The sequence below is a fragment of the Mesorhizobium sp. WSM4844 genome (genome assembly GCF_055811775.1).
The window spans coordinates 12,654-28,319 of record NZ_JBVVQB010000033.1; the positions used below are offsets into that span (position 1 = coordinate 12,654).

16 protein-coding genes are annotated in these 15,666 nt (G+C 62.1%); 10 read left to right on the forward strand and 6 right to left on the reverse strand.

Going from position 1 to position 15,666, the window contains the following annotated elements; genetic code table 11:
* Positions 1-14 precede the first annotated feature (14 nt).
* Complete coding sequence (locus tag AC0L2A_RS23055; RefSeq protein ID WP_091598453.1) at positions 15-473, reverse strand: tRNA (cytidine(34)-2'-O)-methyltransferase; 459 nt, start codon at positions 471-473, stop codon at positions 15-17.
* 417 nt (positions 474-890) lie between these two features.
* Here AC0L2A_RS23055 and AC0L2A_RS23060 point away from each other — a divergent pair, with 417 nt between their 5' ends.
* Genes AC0L2A_RS23060 through AC0L2A_RS23075 form a run of 4 tightly spaced genes read left to right on the forward strand, consistent with a single transcriptional unit; the run spans position 891 to position 5,503 of the window.
* Complete coding sequence (locus AC0L2A_RS23060) at positions 891-1,361, forward strand: hypothetical protein (RefSeq protein ID WP_473610806.1); 471 nt, start codon at positions 891-893, stop codon at positions 1,359-1,361.
* Positions 1,345-3,219: an ABC transporter ATP-binding protein gene (locus AC0L2A_RS23065; RefSeq protein ID WP_473610851.1), complete on the forward strand. Its 1,875-nt coding sequence runs from the start codon at positions 1,345-1,347 to the stop codon at positions 3,217-3,219. The genes AC0L2A_RS23060 and AC0L2A_RS23065 overlap by 17 nt, the downstream gene beginning before the upstream one ends.
* A 54-nt stretch (positions 3,220-3,273) precedes the next feature.
* Positions 3,274-5,157, forward strand: a complete 1,884-nt coding sequence (locus AC0L2A_RS23070; RefSeq protein WP_473610807.1) for an ABC transporter ATP-binding protein — start codon at positions 3,274-3,276, stop codon at positions 5,155-5,157.
* Positions 5,158-5,188: 31 nt separating this feature from the next.
* Positions 5,189-5,503 carry a DUF6665 family protein gene (locus tag AC0L2A_RS23075; protein WP_473519242.1) on the forward strand — a complete coding sequence of 105 codons (315 nt, stop codon included), beginning with the start codon at positions 5,189-5,191 and terminating at the stop codon, positions 5,501-5,503.
* A gap of 225 nt (positions 5,504-5,728) precedes the next feature.
* Here the strand turns inward: AC0L2A_RS23075 and AC0L2A_RS23080 are convergent, their stop codons facing one another.
* Positions 5,729-7,396, reverse strand: coding sequence for a winged helix-turn-helix domain-containing tetratricopeptide repeat protein (locus tag AC0L2A_RS23080; RefSeq protein WP_473610808.1), 1,668 nt, complete (start codon positions 7,394-7,396; stop codon positions 5,729-5,731).
* An 88-nt stretch (positions 7,397-7,484) separates the two neighbouring features.
* Between AC0L2A_RS23080 and AC0L2A_RS23085 the strand changes: the two genes are divergently transcribed.
* Positions 7,485-7,856 (forward strand): hypothetical protein, encoded by a 372-nt coding sequence (locus AC0L2A_RS23085; RefSeq protein ID WP_473508311.1) that lies wholly within the window; start codon positions 7,485-7,487, stop codon positions 7,854-7,856.
* 322 nt (positions 7,857-8,178) lie between these two features.
* On the forward strand, positions 8,179-8,796 hold the full coding sequence (locus AC0L2A_RS23090) for a cupin domain-containing protein (RefSeq protein WP_473610810.1): 618 nt from the start codon (positions 8,179-8,181) through the stop codon (positions 8,794-8,796).
* A 292-nt stretch (positions 8,797-9,088) separates the two neighbouring features.
* Here the strand turns inward: AC0L2A_RS23090 and AC0L2A_RS23095 are convergent, their stop codons facing one another.
* The gene (locus AC0L2A_RS23095; protein ID WP_473610852.1) at positions 9,089-9,433 is read right to left on the reverse strand and encodes a cupin domain-containing protein; all 345 of its coding nucleotides are present in this window, start codon (positions 9,431-9,433) and stop codon (positions 9,089-9,091) included.
* Between the two features lie 302 nt (positions 9,434-9,735).
* Here AC0L2A_RS23095 and petA point away from each other — a divergent pair, with 302 nt between their 5' ends.
* The 4 genes from petA to AC0L2A_RS23115 all read left to right on the forward strand — a co-directional run bounded on the left by petA (position 9,736) and on the right by AC0L2A_RS23115 (position 13,353).
* The gene (gene petA, locus AC0L2A_RS23100) at positions 9,736-10,296 is read left to right on the forward strand and encodes a ubiquinol-cytochrome c reductase iron-sulfur subunit (protein WP_027151039.1); all 561 of its coding nucleotides are present in this window, start codon (positions 9,736-9,738) and stop codon (positions 10,294-10,296) included.
* A gap of 17 nt (positions 10,297-10,313) precedes the next feature.
* Complete coding sequence (locus AC0L2A_RS23105; protein WP_473610811.1) at positions 10,314-11,618, forward strand: cytochrome b; 1,305 nt, start codon at positions 10,314-10,316, stop codon at positions 11,616-11,618.
* A gap of 89 nt (positions 11,619-11,707) precedes the next feature.
* Complete coding sequence (locus tag AC0L2A_RS23110; RefSeq protein WP_473610812.1) at positions 11,708-12,580, forward strand: cytochrome c1; 873 nt, start codon at positions 11,708-11,710, stop codon at positions 12,578-12,580.
* 227 nt (positions 12,581-12,807) lie between these two features.
* Positions 12,808-13,353 (forward strand): adenine phosphoribosyltransferase, encoded by a 546-nt coding sequence (locus AC0L2A_RS23115; protein ID WP_091598429.1) that lies wholly within the window; start codon positions 12,808-12,810, stop codon positions 13,351-13,353.
* A gap of 168 nt (positions 13,354-13,521) precedes the next feature.
* Here the strand turns inward: AC0L2A_RS23115 and AC0L2A_RS23120 are convergent, their stop codons facing one another.
* The 3 genes from AC0L2A_RS23120 to corA form a co-directional block, all read right to left on the reverse strand.
* On the reverse strand, positions 13,522-13,992 hold the full coding sequence (locus AC0L2A_RS23120; protein ID WP_473517628.1) for a MaoC family dehydratase: 471 nt from the start codon (positions 13,990-13,992) through the stop codon (positions 13,522-13,524).
* The gene (locus AC0L2A_RS23125; RefSeq protein ID WP_287316643.1) at positions 13,989-14,468 is read right to left on the reverse strand and encodes a MaoC family dehydratase; all 480 of its coding nucleotides are present in this window, start codon (positions 14,466-14,468) and stop codon (positions 13,989-13,991) included. The genes AC0L2A_RS23120 and AC0L2A_RS23125 overlap by 4 nt, the downstream gene beginning before the upstream one ends.
* Positions 14,469-14,594: 126 nt before the next feature.
* Positions 14,595-15,569, reverse strand: coding sequence for a magnesium/cobalt transporter CorA (gene corA, locus AC0L2A_RS23130; protein WP_287280406.1), 975 nt, complete (start codon positions 15,567-15,569; stop codon positions 14,595-14,597).
* Positions 15,570-15,666: the final 97 nt, after the last annotated feature.

The following is a 15,666-nucleotide window of genomic DNA, read 5'->3' on the forward strand; positions in this document are numbered from 1 at the left end:
AGGATCTGCAAATCCTATCCGAGCTGCCGGATCGCCTCGCCGGCCACCATGGCGACGGAAAGCGCGACGTTGATGCTGCGCGCGCCCGGCTGCATCGGGATGATCAGTCGCGCATCCGCCGCTTCGTGGACAGGGTCAGGCACGCCTGCGGATTCGCGGCCGAACAGAAGAATGTCGGCGTCGGCGAAGGCGAAATCCGTATAGGCGGTCGCGGCTCTGGTCGACAGCAGCACCAGCCGCCGCGCTTCGCCCCTGCGCCAGTGCTCGAAGGCTTGCCAGTCGACATGCCGGGTCAGCGCCGCCATTTCGAGATAATCCATGCCGGCCCGTTTCAGCGCCCGGTCGGAGAGCGGGAAGCCGGCCGGTTCGATGATGTCGACGCCGAGACCGAGGCAAGCCGCGAAGCGCAGGATTGTCCCGGTGTTGCCGGCGATATCCGGCTGGTAGAGCGCGATGCGGAGACGGTTGTTCATTTCCGCATCCTTCTAATAAGTGGCAGATCGGCCACAACAGGTTCGCGGTTTTGGAAATTTCTGGACCGGCGGGTGGTCATTTTCTGCGAAGTCGGTTATACGCCGGGCATTGTCAACCCGAACCGATGGAGGGGTAATTCATGATGATCATGCACATCCAGCGCCCCTCATGTGGGCTTACCAGCCTGCCGGCGGTTTCGGTTCGACGATTCTCCTGACCTTTTAGATTTCGATCGCACCGATTCTTAGCCGAAACCCTTTTTCGGTCTTCGAAGGAATCCTGCGATGTTTTTCAAGCTGTCGAAGGGGCTGAACGCCCCGCCTGAGCACGCCGCTGTTCAACCCCCGCCATTCGCTGGCCATTCACCTGCGAACAGGCCGGATTTTCTTCCCTATTTTCACATGGAGGACGGACCGATGTTCGATCCCTGCAAAATTCCCGGTTCAAGAAACCTTCACGAGCGCAGGATGGCGACCTGGGCGCTTTTGGTTGGCGAAACCTACTCGTCGGCGGTTCACGCCGAAACCCGCCGGCGCCCACATCGCGGCATGCTGCCGGACGTCGATTTCTCGCGCGCGGTTCCCGACCGCAGCCGGCCGTCGCTGGTGCGCCGGATCATCAGGCTGATCCGCCCTGCCGCAAAAACCGGCGCGAAACTCCGGGTCGTCGACACAGCGCTGTCAGGATCGTCAAACGAGCCTGTCGGCGAAAAGCCCGCGACATCCTATATTGCGCGAAGCAGGATCGGCGGCCCGGGTGATTCCGGGACGCCGGTCCTTGCTGCCACGCGAACCATGACGCCATGCGCTCCCAGGACGCTACGCACTCCCGCGCGGCGTGAGCGAAAACGAGCATGTGAGTACCAAGACAATGTTCCGCTGGTTTGAAACAAGGCTCGATCCGTTCCCTGCCGAGGAGCCGGTCGAGCCGCCGAAGACGCTGATCGCCTTCTGCGTCCACTATACGCGCGGCGCGTGGCCCTACATCGCAATCGATGCGATGCTGGTGACGGCTATCGCCCTTGCCGAGGTGTGGATGTTCGGCTTCATGGGCCGGATCGTCGACTGGCTGTCGGTGCAGAATCGCGAGACATTCCTGCAGACCGAGGGCTGGAAGCTCGCAGGCATGGCTTTCATCGTGGTTTTCGCGCTGCCGGCGACGGTCTGGTTCCATGCGCTCCTCAACCAGCAGACGCTGATGGGCAACTATCCGATGCGTATCCGCTGGCAGGTGCATCGCTATCTGCTCAAGCAGTCGATGGCCTTCTACCAGGACGAGTTCGCCGGACGCATCGCGACCAAGCTGATGCAGACGGCGCTCGCCGTGCGCGAATGCGTCATAAAGCTCATCGACGTGCTCAATTATGTCGTGGTCTATTTCCTCGGCATGCTGTTGATTGTCGGCTCGGCCGACTGGCGGCTGGCGGCACCGCTTGCCGTCTGGCTTGCCGGCTATGTCTTGCTGCTGCGCTATTTCATCCCGCGATTGGGCAAGGTCGGCGAGGAGCAGGCCAACGCGCGCTCGACCATGACCGGCCGCGTCGTCGACAGCTACTCCAACATCCAGACGGTCAAGCTGTTCTCGCATGCGCGGCGCGAGGCGTCCTTCGCCCGGGAAGGCATGGCCGGCTTTCTCGATACGGTCTACCGGTCGATGCGGCTGGTGACGCAGCTCTACGGCCTGCTCTACGTCCTCAACTCACTGCTGTTGTTTTCAGTCACTGCGATCTCGCTGTGGCTGTGGCTCGGCCAGGTGGTGACGATCGGCGCCGTCGCCCTGGTCATCGGCCTCGTGCTTCGGCTCTGGGGCATGTCGCAGTGGATCATGTGGGAGATGTCCACCCTGTTCGAGAATATCGGCACGGTGCAGGACGGCATCAGCTCGATCTCGCTGCCGCGCGTCGTCGAAGACAGGCCGGGCGCCAAGGACATTGTCGTGACCAAGGGCGAGATCCGTTTCGAGGACATCCGCTTCCACTACGGCAAGCAGAAAGGCATGATCGAACGCCTGTCGCTGACGGTGAAGCCGGGCGAAAAGGTCGGCATCGTCGGCCGCTCTGGCGCCGGCAAGTCGACGCTGGTCAACCTTCTGTTGCGCTTCTACGACCTTGAAAGCGGCAGGATCCTGATCGACGGCCAGGAAATCGCGGCGGTGACGCAGGATTCGCTGCGCGCCCAGATCGCCATGGTCACGCAGGATACCTCGCTGCTGCATCGCTCGGTGCGCGAGAACATCCTTTATGGCCGACCGGACGCCAGCAACGAGATGCTGGTCGAGGCGGCACGCCGCGCCGAGGCGCTTGATTTCATATCAAAGCTTTCGGACGCCAGTGGCCGCACCGGTTTCGATGCGCATGTCGGCGATCGCGGCGTCAAATTGTCCGGCGGCCAGCGGCAACGCATCGCGATTGCCCGTGTCATGCTGAAGGACGCACCGATTCTCATCCTCGACGAGGCGACGTCTGCGCTGGATTCAGAGGCCGAGGCGGCAATCCAGGAGAACCTTTACAAGCTTATGCAAGGCAAGACCGTCATCGCCATCGCGCACCGGCTCTCGACCATCGCGGCGATGGACCGGCTCGTCGTCATGGACAAGGGCCGCGTCATCGAGGAGGGTTCGCATGAGCAGCTCGTCGCCAGCGGCGGGCTCTATGCGCAGCTTTGGCAGCGTCAGTCGGGCGGCTTCCTGCTCGACGAGGGTGCGGCCGCCAACGATGCCATTGTGAAGGGTCAAGCAGCGGAATGATGGGCAGCGGAATGATGGGCCGCAGAATGATGGCACCAGAATGATGGCCGCCGAATGATGATTGCCGTCTATCGCTGGTTCGAGAACTGGGTTTATCCGTTCAGGGAGCCCGCGGACCTTCGGCCACCGGTCAGCGTCAGCGGTTTCCTCTGGCACTATGTCGGCCAGGCGAAGGTCGCCTTCTTCGCCATGCTTGTCATCGGCGGCATTGCGCCGCTGGTCGAGGCTGGGCTGTTCTACTTCGTCGGCAGGCTGGTCGACATTCTCGACCAGATCCCCGGCGAGCGCAGCTGGGACGCGCTGTGGACTGCCGCCGGCCCCGAACTTGTCTTCATGGCCGCCGTGGTGCTGGTCATCCGCACTATCGTCGTCGGCCTGGCGGCGCTGGTCGACGAGCAGACGATCACCCCCGGCTTCTACAATCTGGTGCGCTGGCAGGCGCACCGCCATGTCTCGCGCCAGTCCTACAACTTCTTCCAGAACGATTTCGCCGGCCGCATCGCAACAAAAGTCTGGCAGGCCGGGCAGGCGACCGGCGATTTGATGCAAAGCTTCATCGAGGTCGTCTGGTTCATGGTCGTCTATACGGTGACGACGCTGGTGCTGGTCGCCGGCCTCGACTTGCGGCTGGCGGCGCTGGTGGTGATCTGGATCACCGCCTTCGGCTGGCTGGCCAAGCGCTATCTGCCGGCGATCCGCAAGCATGCCGAGCAAACCGCAGAGGCCGGTTCGATGATCACCGGCCGCTTTGTCGATTCCTACTCGAACGTGCAGACGCTGAAGCTGTTCTCCGCCGATGGCGACGACCGATACATCAGGAGCGGTTTCAATATCTATCTCGATGCGCTGCGCCCGTTCACCCGCAGGCTGACCGGCGTGCGCATGGCGCTGACGACGCTGTCGGGGATCATGATCACCGCGATCGCCTGTTTTGCCGTCTATCTCTGGATCGAAGGCTCGATCACCGTCGGCGCCGTCGCCTTCACGCTGTCGCTGGTGTTGCGGCTCAATATGCTGCTCGGCCGGCTGATGATGCAGCTCAACAGCATCCTGCGGAATCTCGGCGTGCTGGAAAACTCGAAGGCGCTGATCTCGCAGCCGCTCGGCCTGACCGATACGCCCGACGCCAAGGAGCTTGTCGTGACCGGCGGCCGGATCGAAGTGAACAATGTCGAGTTCCACTACGGCAAGGGATTCGGCGTGCTCAACGGCATCGATCTTATCGTGCGGCCGGGCGAGAAGGTTGGACTGGTCGGGCCGTCCGGCGCCGGCAAGACGACGCTGGCCAATCTGATCCTACGCCTCTACGACCTCGAGGGCGGCAAGATCACCATCGACGGCCAGGACGTCTCGAAGGTGACGCAGAATTCGCTGCGTGCCAACATCGGCGTCGTCAGCCAGGATACCGCGCTTTTCCACCGTTCCTTGCGCGACAACATCAAGCTCGGCATGCCGGAAGCAACCGACGCCGAGGTTATCGCGGCCGCGAAGAAGGCCGAGGCGCACGACTTCATCCTCGACTTGCGCGACAATCGCGATCGCCAGGGCTATGAGGCCTTTGTCGGCGAGCGCGGCGTGAAATTGTCTGGCGGCCAGCGCCAGCGCGTGGCGATCGCCCGCGTCTTCCTCAAGGACGCGCCGATCCTGATACTCGACGAGGCGACGTCGGCGCTCGATTCCGACATCGAGGCGGCCATCCAGGAAAACCTGGCGCGGCTGATGGAGAACAAGACGGTCATCGCCATCGCGCACCGGCTGTCGACTATCGCTGCACTCGATCGCCTGGTGGTGCTCGACGGGGGTCGCATCGTCGAGCAAGGCACGCATGACGAGCTGGTGGCGCTCGATGGGCTCTATGCGCGGCTGTGGAAGCGGCAGTCCGGCGGCTTCCTGTTCAACGAGGAGAGCGTGCTGGAGGAGACGCGGCCGGCGGAGTAGGGCCAGATTTCAGCAAAAACCGGAGTGAATCATGTCGGTGCGAATGCCATCGAATTTCGGACGGTCGGGGGCGCAGGAGAGCGCGCTCGACCTACTCGGCAATGAAATCCTCGGCGAAAAGGCGGCGGCGCTCGGCCGCGCCGGCCGACGCGTGGATGAGACGCTGGCGAGATTGCGAGAGCATGGCGACGATGGCGAACATCGCGCCCGGCTGCTCAAGGACGCGGCCGAGGCCGTCCACGCCTATTTCATCCAGCGCGAATTGTGCGGCTTGCGCAAGCACGACGCAGTGATCCGGGAATACAACATCCCCAAAGCCGTGCTGGCCAGGCTCGGCGCGAAATAGACAATGGTGTTGAGAATCTGATGGTACCGAAGACGAAATACCGAACTCGACCCGTTCCAGAAGTGCGAGCGCACTTTGGCGCAAGTCGGCCCGGTTGCCGACGTTCCCGCACTCAAATTCCTTGCGAAGGATGATGCCACTTTGAGGCAATCAGCGCTTATACGCACTAAGACTTCAAAGGTTTGGCGGCCAATCAGTCTCTGCCGGATCGCATACGGTCAGCCGTCACTCCGGTAGCCCCGCGATCCGCATGTGTCCGATCCAGCGGTCGAGGCTTCCGGGTGCGGTCCAAATCCTTTCCCATTCCCCGCGTTCTTTGCTGATGGAGTGGCTGGGTGAGTCTTTGAGGAAAACCGCAAGCGCTTCCTTTGCCTCCCGATCGTTTCCCAGACAAGCGTGTATCCCCGCAAGCATCCGGTATGCGCCGCTTTGGATTCTGGACATTTTCCGCATCGCCGTCAGCGCAGCGCCGCAATCATTCTTTTCCCAGAGCGCCCAGCCCATCTGCCAGTGGAACCAGTCAGGGTGGAAAGGGTCGATTCCCTTGGCCTGCTCGATCCGATCGATCGCTTCGTCGGTGCGGCCAACATACAGCAATGGGTCCGTACTACCGGCGAGGATGTTTGAGTTGCTGGGATTCAACTCAATTGCCTGATCGAACCGTGCAAGGGCCTGCTCGATCTCTCCGGCTTCGGCATGGATGCGGGCGCGGACATTGTGCGCCTCGGCATCATCGGGAGCGAGCAGGATGGCCTTGTCGGCGTACTCGGCGCCGAGCTTCAAGGCCTCGTCCCGGTTATGCTCCTGCTCGTGCCACCCGAATGTCGCATCAAAGCGATAGGACCAGGCCAGCCCGATATAGCCGAACTGGGCGTTTGGATCCGCTTCGATCGCCTTGAGGCTGAAATGCCGCAGCAGCGCGTTCCTCTCGGCAGAATTGTCCTTGCGGATCTCCGCGACTCCCAACAGGTGATAGTGAAGCGCGCTGACCCGGGCGGCACCGCTCTCTGGCAGAGGGCGCTGGATCTGGCGCCCGACCCGATCCGCAAGTGTGCGGATGATCTCCTCTTGTACAACAAAGAGATCACCGATCTCCCGGTTGTAGGTGTTGGCCCAGAGATGCGATCCGTCATGCGCATTCAGCAATTGGGCGGTCACTTTCAGGCGATCTCCGATCTTCTGCTGGCTGCCTTCGAGCAGGTAGTCGACGCCGAGATCATCTCCAATCTGCCTGACGTCAACCGGCTGGTCGCGATACCTGAAGCTCGAGTTCCGCGCGATGACGGCATAAGTCTTGCTCCGCGCAAGCTCGGTTATGATCCCTTCAGCGACGGCGTCGCTGAGATATCCCACGTCCGCGCCGGTACTGATGTCCTCGAAGGCAAGTACCGCAATCCTCGGCATGTCACTCGAACGAACTGGAGCGGATTGCCACATCTCCGCTCCGTAAAATGCAGCGATGACCGCCGCGACGAGTGCAGCAAGGATGAGATTGCGTGGCGAAGACAGTGTGTTGGCGCGCTCCGTGCCGTCCGAGCCGTTTGGGACCGCGGCGTCCGATGGATCGGCATTCAGCCGGTAACCTCGCTTGGGGAGAGTTTGCACGATCACATGCGCGTCGTCTCCCAGCGCGCGGCGAATATCGGCAATGCATTGGGTGAGGCTGTCGTCGGTGACGAAGGTATCGGGCCAAACCGCCTGCATCAGCGCATCCTTGGACACGATCTCGCCCGGTCGCGCCCCGAGCGCGGAGAGCACCTCGGCGGACTGGCTGCGAAGATTGACCGCTTTGCCTTCGACGGTTCGGAGTTCCTTGCATTTCGTCAAGACAAAACCGCGAAACGTGATCGTTTCAGCAGATTTCAGATCAATTTCAGGGGCCGTTCGGGACATTTCACCTTCCTGGCGCGCTTCCTAGTTTAGCCCATTCGGCCGCCGCCTCCAAGCGATCCCTGCAGCACCGGATGGAACGGAGGACGAAATGAATCGCACCAAGCTCATCATTGCTCTGGCTCTTCTTTTGGCAGCGCAAACCGCTGCAAACGCAGATTCCCGCACCGCAAGAATCTGTGGCCCTGGTCATGTCAAAGACGTCGCCCCGGACGACGTTCGTCCCAACTCCGGCAGTCACAATGTCGCCAGCCTAATGTCGATGGATGACCGCGCCATGTTCACCGCTATCGCTGTCACAATCCATCTGACCAACCAGGGGACCCTAATCAGGCTCCCCCACGTCAAACCCATGACCTCCATGGCCGAATGCAGAGCTTGGACCCACCAACAGGAGTTCATGCGCGCACTCCCCGGCTATCTCGCCACCTTTCATTACTGCGACTGCGCATCAGAACCGTAATTTTGCAAAGTCTGGCTGTTCACGCTCGGACCGCACCTGACCTCAGCGATATCGCCCGAGCTGCGATTGTTTAACGAGCGAAGGCAGGCGGAGACACGTCGGTGTCAGGATTTCTGCTGTAGCCGGCATTTACAGTGCAGCCGAATTGCCAATGCCCGGCGCGGTCGCACGACAAGCGGACCTTCGTGCGATCCGACCTCTTTGGCGGCAGGCGCTCTCGGGGGTGGCCCGAATTTGGTCGTGCCGTAAGGCGGCAAAGATGCTATCTTAGCGGTAGCTAATATTTTGGTCGAGGGGACGAGCATGCAAAGGAGGACCGACCATGAAGCCGCATTCTCTCAGCGCTCGCCGTATTGGCGTGCTTTTGTTCTCCCTGTGTGCTTTCGGGTTGATGACGTCAGCCTCAATGCCCGCAGACAGCAAATTCGCCGTCGAGCCGGTGGTTGAGAAAAAGGTGAAGGAACTGCCCTCCGGACCGTTGTACTGGCGGCTGGAAAATTTCCCAACGCTGGCGCAGGCCCAAACCGCTGCGGGCCCGACCTCGCTTGCGGCGGAGGTCGCAGGCAAGGTCTGGCTGTTCACGCTTGGACCGAAGGATGGCTCTACGCCCGGCGGAACCAAGGTCGTCGAGATCGGTCCCCTTCCGCCGATCAGCGCGAGCGAGTATTTGCTGCGCGTCAACCGCGCCGGTGGAGCGCCCGGTGCCAAGTCGGCGATCCATACGCATCCGGGACCGGAGGCCTTCTATGTGCTGGCCGGCAAGCTCGGCCAGAGGACGCCCCACGGCGTGACCTATGCTGAAGCCGGCACGACCATGACCGGACACGGGGCCAACACGCCGATGGAGGTGTTCAGCGCCGGCACAACCGATCTCGACGAGCTGGCCATCTTCGTGGTGGATGCCAATCGGCCGTTCTCGTCACCGGCCAGCCTCGACTGAGCCGACATTTCCCGGGGTGGCCCGAATGTTTTGGACGAGCTGAGACGGCACCCAAGCGAAGATCCGCAAGATTCCAGAAAATTTTGGATCTTCGCTTACACGCATCATCGAATGGCAGTTTGGACCTCAATCCTGCTACAGATGACAATTCCTGGTACTTCCGCTCTCCACCAAAGCGGTTGTCTAACCTCGGGTACCAAGCGTCGGATTCTCACCACCAGTTTGACTGTGGTCTTTTCCGAAAACCGGTTCAGCTATTCGCTGACCCGGACCTTCTGTTCGTGATCATGGCCTACTCCAGCCATTCGGTGATGAAGCTGCCGTTTTCGTGGATGTCGGTGGTCTCCAGCGGGCCTGGGCCGAGATTGGTGAATTTGTGCGGCGTGTTCGGCGGCACGATCAGGATCTGGCCGGCCGACGCCTCGATCTGCCGGTCGCCGACGGTGAACAGGCCGGTGCCAGCACGGATAATGAAGATCTCGCAATAGGGATGCATGTGCAGCCGCGGGCCGCCGCCGATCTCCGGCAGATGGTTGAAGATCAGGCAGCTTCTGGAGCCGTAGGCGCCGCACTGCAGTTCACCCTGCCAATGGTCGGCGCTCCTGGCCCATTTGTCGCGGTCGATGACATGCGCCATGAGCCGAGGATAGACCGAGGCTGGGTCTCCTGTCGAGGCAAACGCCGGCGCCGGCTTTGCCATTGTTTTCCTGTGGTTTCGCCGTCTTCGTCGCCATGCCGCCCGACGCCGAATTGCGTCCCCGCGACAATCTGCCCTTGTGCCTTCACCCGTCTGGACAAAAACGGGCTTCACGCATAAACCGAAGGCCAATTGCCGGAGGAATTCGCTAGCCTGTTCGCCATGCGCTGTCGGGTTGGCGTGAAAGAGCGGGGAGCAAGCCTCGGCCACCGGCACGGAAGAGGCGAAAGGATCAGGCACCCGTGAGCGCAACCGACATCCAGGATCCCAACCGTCGTGATTTTCTCTACGTCGCCACGGGCATGGCCGCGGTGGTCGGCGCGGGTGCCGTCGCCTGGCCGTTCATCGACCAGATGCGCCCGGATGCCTCGACGCTGGCGCTGGCCTCGGTCGAGGTCGACGTCTCCTCGCTGACGCCGGGAACGTCGCTTGTGGTGAAATGGCGCGGCAAGCCGGTGGTGGTGCGCAACCGCACCGAACAAGAGATGAAGGACGGCGAGGCGGTCAATCTGGCCGAGCTCAAGGATCCGCTCGCCCGCAACGCCAATCTGCCGGCCGATGCGCCGGCGACCGACGCCAACCGCACCATGCCGGGCAAGGAGGCCTGGATGGTGATGGTCCAGGTCTGCACCCATCTCGGCTGCATTCCGCTCGGCCAGGAAGGCGAGTTCGGCGGCTGGTTCTGCCCGTGCCACGGTTCGACATACGACACCGCCGGCCGCGTCCGCGGCGGACCGGCGCCGGAGAACATGTCGGTGCCGGTATTCCAGTTCATTTCCGACACCAAGATCCGTATCGGCTGAGGCGAGGGGACATTTCGATGAGCGAGGGACACTCGACCTATACGCCCAAGACCGGTATCGGACGCTGGATCGACGCCCGCATGCCGCTGCCGCGGCTGGTCTATGACAGCTTCGTCGCCTATCCGGTGCCGCGCAACCTCAATTATGCGTGGACCTTCGGCGGCATCTTGGCGCTCATGCTGGCGGCGCAGATGCTGACCGGCATCGTGCTGGCCATGCACTACGCGGCGGACAGCAGTCTCGCCTTCGATTCGGTCGAGAAGATCATGCGCGACGTGAATTCGGGCTGGCTGCTGCGCTATCTGCATTCGAACGGCGCGTCGTTCTTCTTCGTCGCCGTCTACATCCACATCTTCCGCGGCCTCTATTACGGCTCCTACAAGGCGCCGCGCGAGCTTCTGTGGATCCTCGGCTGTATCATCTATCTCCTGATGATGGCGACAGGCTTCATGGGCTATGTGCTGCCCTGGGGACAGATGTCGTTCTGGGGCGCGACCGTCATCACCGGCTTCTTCACCGCCATTCCACTGGTCGGCGAATGGATCCAGCAGCTTCTGCTCGGCGGCTTCGCTGTCGACAACCCGACGCTGAACCGTTTCTTTTCACTGCACTATCTGCTGCCGTTCATGATCGCCGGCGTCGTCGTGCTGCACATATGGGCGCTGCATGTGGTCGGCCAGTCGAACCCGACCGGCATCGAGGTCAAATCGAAGACCGATACCGTCGCCTTCACCCCTTACGCGACCATCAAGGACGCGTTCGGGATGCTGGTGTTCCTGTTCATCTTCGCCTATTTCGTCTTCTACCTGCCGAACTTTCTCGGCCATCCGGACAATTACGTCGTCGCCGACCCGCTGAAGACGCCGGCCCACATCGTGCCGGAATGGTACTTCCTGCCGTTCTACGCCATCCTGCGCGCCATCACCTTCAATATCGGGCCGATCAACTCCAAGCTCGGTGGCGTGCTCGCGATGTTCGGCTCCATCGCCATGCTGTTCCTGGTGCCGTGGCTCGACACCTCGAAAGTGCGCTCGGCGGTCTACCGGCCCTGGTACAAGCTGTTCTTCTGGCTGTTCGTGATCGATGCCGTCCTGCTTGGCTGGCTGGGCTCGCAGCCGGCCGAGGGCAGCTACGTCTTCATGGCGCAGATGGCGACATTGTTCTACTTCGCCTTCTTCCTGGTCGTGCTGCCGGTGCTGGGCCTGGTCGAGAAGCCGCGGCGATTGCCGAACTCGATCACCGAGGCAGTTCTCGAGAAGAACAAGGGTGGCGGTGGCGGGCATCCGGCTCGCGCGACAGCCGCGCCGGAAACCAAGGGCTGAGCATGACCCCGAAAAGTGGAGACCGGTTTTCGGACAAGATCATGCTCGAGACGACGACAGCGCGCCAGAGAATCTCAAGGGGATTTGGTATGAAGACGATTCTCACCTCGCTGGCGCTGCTCGGCCTTGTGCTGGCAGGCACCGCGGCCGCGACCACCGGGGCGATCGCCCAGGAGAAGGCGCACAGCGAAGCCGCGCCGACGCATTTCCCGATACACCAGCCGAAGGAGATGGACTGGAGCTTCGCCGGGCCTTTCGGCACCTACGACAAGGCGCAGTTGCAGCGCGGGCTGAAGGTCTTCAAGGAAGTTTGCGCCACCTGCCATTCGATGAAATTGGTGGCGTTTCGCACGCTGGAAGATCTTGGCTATTCGGAAGCGCAGGTCAAGGCGCTGGCCGCCGAGTACACGATCAACGATGGTCCCAACGATGCCGGCGACATGTTCGAGCGTCCCGGCATACCGTCCGACCATTTCCCGGCGCCGTTCCCCAACGACCAGGCAGCAGCGGCCGCCAATGGCGGGGCTGCGCCGCCCGATATGTCGCTGCTGGCCAAGGCGCGCGGCGTCACGCGCGGTTTTCCGCAATTCGTCTTCGACATCTTCACGCAATACGCCCAGGGCGGTCCCGACTACATCCACTCGCTGCTGACCGGCTATGACGAGCAGCCGCCGGCGGGCATGGAGATACCGGAAGGCACCCACTACAATCCGTACTTCATAGCCGGCGTCTCGCTGAAGATGCCCAACCCGCTTTCCGACGATCAGGTGACCTATGACGACGGCTCGCCGCAGACGGTCGACCAGTATTCCCGCGACGTGTCGGCCTTCCTGATGTGGGCAGCCGAGCCGCATCTGGAAGACCGCAAGAAGACCGGCTTTCGCGTGCTGGTTTTCCTGTTGCTGTTCGGCGCGCTGGTCTATCTGACCAAGCGCAAGGTGTGGGCCGGCGTGGCGCACTGAGCTACGGAAAACCACGAAATCGAAAGGGCGTCGAAGGGCGCCCTTTTTGCATGTTCTGAGGACTGCCTCCGAAGACCGCCTCCGAAGGTAGCCGGCTCCGGTCCTTTGCCGGACAATTTTCTTCCAGGCGCCACATCGCGGTAGCCGTCGCCGGCCGCGCCGGGTTACGATCGGCCAAAATTCCCTTTCATGTCTTCAAGTCGGACGAACGCCCGGAGAGCCGCCCCATGAAACCTTCGCTCGAAGACACGCTGCTTGCCGCGATCCGCACCATTCCGGACTATCCGAAGCCGGGCATCCTGTTTCGCGACATCACCACGCTGCTAAGCAATGCGCGCGCCTTCCGCCGCGCCATCGACGAGCTGGTGCATCCCTATGCCGGCCAAAAGGTCGACAAGATCGCCGGAATCGAGGCGCGCGGTTTCATCCTTGGCGGCGCCGTCGCCCACCAGCTCTCGGCCGGCTTCGTGCCGATCCGCAAGAAGGGCAAGCTGCCTTACGAGACGGTGCGCGTGGCCTACAGCCTCGAATACGGGCTGGACGAGATGGAGATGCACAGGGATGGCGTGTCTCCGGGTGAGAAGGTGATCCTCGTCGACGATTTGATCGCCACCGGCGGCACGGCAGAGGCAGCGGTCAAGCTGCTGCGGCAGATCGGCGCCGACATCCTCGCCGCCTGCTTCGTCATCGACCTGCCGGACCTTGGTGGTCGCGACAAACTCGAGGCGCTCGGCGTGCCGGTCAGGACGCTGATCGGGTTCGAAGGGCATTGAAGTGCTCTTTCCTTCTCCCCTTGTGGGAGAAGGTGGCCTCGCGAAGCGAGGTCGGATGAGGGGTGTTCCAGCTTGGCACCCCGCGCTCCGGCCAACACCCCTCATCCGTCTTGTCGCTTCGCGACAATCCACCTTCTCCCACAAGAAGGGGAGAAGGAAAAAGGCGCTTCACTCCACCTTCACCAGCACGGCGCTTTCGAACTCGATGACCTTGTCGCCGGTCGAATCGAAAGCTTCCGAGCGCAGTGTCAGCACTCGCCAGCCCGGCCGCGATGCGATGGGGCGGTGGGCAAGCGCGGTGCGGGTGAAGGTCACGGTTTCTCCGGCATAGACGGGTTTTAGCCATTTGAGGTTCTTGAAGCCGGGCGAGGGGCCGAATTCGGGGGCGGGCCCAGCGCCGGCCCAGCGGGCGCCTTCGGCCGCCACGCCGGTCTCGAGGTTCAGCTTCATCCAGGTTGCAGCTGTGTGCCAGCCGGAGGCGCACAGGCCGCCGAACACGCTGTTCTTCGCCGCCTCTTCGTCGAGATGGAATATCTGCGGATCGTATTTCCTGGCGAACGCCTTGATCGCCTCGGGCTCGAATCTATGCGAGCCGAGGGTGACGGTGACGCCGATGCAGAAGAACTCGTCCAATGTCATGAGCGGCCCTGTGCGGCATCACGGGCGAGGAACATGACCGTGTTCTCGAGTTCGAAGACGCCTTCGCCACGCTGGTTGAAAAGCTCGCTGCGCAAAGTGACGAGACCGAGCTGCGGCTTGGATCTGGACAGACGCTTGGCAAGGACGGTGGTGCTGCCGCTCAAAATGTCGCCGGCCAGCACCGGCCTCTTCCACCGGACCTGATCAACACCAGGGGCGCCCTGGGAGGTCGAGTCCAGCAGGAAGGCGTCGCACAGCATGCGCATGAACATCGCGCAGGTGTGCCAGCCGGAGGCCGCCAGCCCGCCAAGGATGCTGGCCCTGCCCGCCGCCTCGTCGAGATGCATCGGCTGCGCATCGAACTCTTGCGCGAATTCGATGATCTCGGCCGCACTCACCAGCTTCGTGCCGAGGTCGAGCGAGGCGCCCTCGACGAAATCCTCATAGGCCCAAGTCTTTTCGTTCTTTCCGGTCATGGTCTGGAATCCGGTTCAAGATTGTACGATCGACACGGATCGGGTTTCCCGGATGCAGGCGGGGCGGTCAAGTCATTTCTGGTGCGCCAGGCCATCACGCTCAAGGCAATGGAAGCTCCGAAGCCTCTACAGCCAGCCGCGGCGGCGGAAATACCAGAAGGGCAGGATCGCCGAGAGGATCATCAAGCCAATGGCGAAAGGATAGCCGAAGTTCCAGGTCAGTTCAGGCATGACGTTGAAATTCATGCCGTAGATCGAAGCGACCAGCGTCGGCGGCAGGAAGATGACCGCGGCGACGGAAAAGATCTTGATGATGGCGTTCTGCTCGATCGAGATCATGCCGAGCGTCGCGTCGAGCAGGAAGTTGATCTTCTGCGACAGGAAGGTGGCGTGGTCGGCGAGCGACAGCACATCGCGCGACAAGGTCTTGATGCGCGCGCGGATGTCCTTGCTCATCTTGGTCTGGGTCGAGGCGTGGGTGAGGAAGCCGGCGAGCCGCTGCAGCGAGATCAGGCTGTCGCGGATCGAGGAGGCGATGTCCTCCTTGCGGCCGATGGCTTTCAGCAATTCCTGAAAATCGCGATTGCGCTTCGACGCCTTGGTCGAGCTTGGCTGGAAGATGTCACGCGAGATCGCCTCGATGTCGCGGCCGGCGCGCTCCAGAATGTCGGCGAGGCGGTCAACGATCGCCTCCAGCAGGCCGATCAGGATGGTGTCGCCGCTGGTGCAGCCGGTCGCCACCTTCTCGGCACGCTGCGGAAACGTCTTGAAGGCCTTCGGTTCGTGGTAGCGCACGGTGATCAGCCTGTTGCCGGCCAGCACGAAGGTGACCGGCGACATCAGGGGATCGTCGGCCTCGGTCTGGGCCGGCAGAATGGCGGTCATGAAATAGGCGCCGTCCTCGACATAGAGGCGGCTCGAAATCTCGATCTCCTCCATCTCCTCGCGCGTCGGAATGGCAACGCCGAGCCAGGCCTCGATGGCCGCTTCCTCTTCCTTTGTCGGGCTCACAAGATCGGCCCAGACGACCTGGTCGCTGTTTGCCAGGAGATCGTCGGCAAGGCGCAGGCGATCATTGTCCACGACGAATGCCTTGATCATCGCCGGGTCTCCGTTGCTGAGGCCAAAAGGATAGGTTGGAGCGGGCGCGTCGTTTCGGATTGCACGCGCTTTCGACGAAAGCAGGGCCGGTGCAGAC

Excerpts from the sequence above, each read along its gene's own strand:
- AC0L2A_RS23055 (WP_091598453.1), bottom strand. The coding sequence starts at position 473 with ATGAACAACCGTCTCCGCATCGCGCTCTACCAGCCGGATATCGCCGGC.
- AC0L2A_RS23060 (WP_473610806.1), top strand. The coding sequence starts at position 891 with ATGTTCGATCCCTGCAAAATTCCCGGTTCAAGAAACCTTCACGAGCGC.
- AC0L2A_RS23065 (WP_473610851.1), top strand. The coding sequence starts at position 1,345 with ATGTTCCGCTGGTTTGAAACAAGGCTCGATCCGTTCCCTGCCGAGGAG.
- AC0L2A_RS23070 (WP_473610807.1), top strand. The coding sequence starts at position 3,274 with ATGATGATTGCCGTCTATCGCTGGTTCGAGAACTGGGTTTATCCGTTC.
- AC0L2A_RS23075 (WP_473519242.1), top strand. The coding sequence starts at position 5,189 with ATGTCGGTGCGAATGCCATCGAATTTCGGACGGTCGGGGGCGCAGGAG.
- AC0L2A_RS23080 (WP_473610808.1), bottom strand. The coding sequence starts at position 7,396 with ATGTCCCGAACGGCCCCTGAAATTGATCTGAAATCTGCTGAAACGATC.
- AC0L2A_RS23085 (WP_473508311.1), top strand. The coding sequence starts at position 7,485 with ATGAATCGCACCAAGCTCATCATTGCTCTGGCTCTTCTTTTGGCAGCG.
- AC0L2A_RS23090 (WP_473610810.1), top strand. The coding sequence starts at position 8,179 with ATGAAGCCGCATTCTCTCAGCGCTCGCCGTATTGGCGTGCTTTTGTTC.
- AC0L2A_RS23095 (WP_473610852.1), bottom strand. The coding sequence starts at position 9,433 with ATGGCGCATGTCATCGACCGCGACAAATGGGCCAGGAGCGCCGACCAT.
- AC0L2A_RS23105 (WP_473610811.1), top strand. The coding sequence starts at position 10,314 with ATGAGCGAGGGACACTCGACCTATACGCCCAAGACCGGTATCGGACGC.
- AC0L2A_RS23110 (WP_473610812.1), top strand. The coding sequence starts at position 11,708 with ATGAAGACGATTCTCACCTCGCTGGCGCTGCTCGGCCTTGTGCTGGCA.
- AC0L2A_RS23115 (WP_091598429.1), top strand. The coding sequence starts at position 12,808 with ATGAAACCTTCGCTCGAAGACACGCTGCTTGCCGCGATCCGCACCATT.
- AC0L2A_RS23120 (WP_473517628.1), bottom strand. The coding sequence starts at position 13,992 with ATGACATTGGACGAGTTCTTCTGCATCGGCGTCACCGTCACCCTCGGC.
- AC0L2A_RS23125 (WP_287316643.1), bottom strand. The coding sequence starts at position 14,468 with ATGACCGGAAAGAACGAAAAGACTTGGGCCTATGAGGATTTCGTCGAG.
- corA (WP_287280406.1), bottom strand. The coding sequence starts at position 15,569 with ATGATCAAGGCATTCGTCGTGGACAATGATCGCCTGCGCCTTGCCGAC.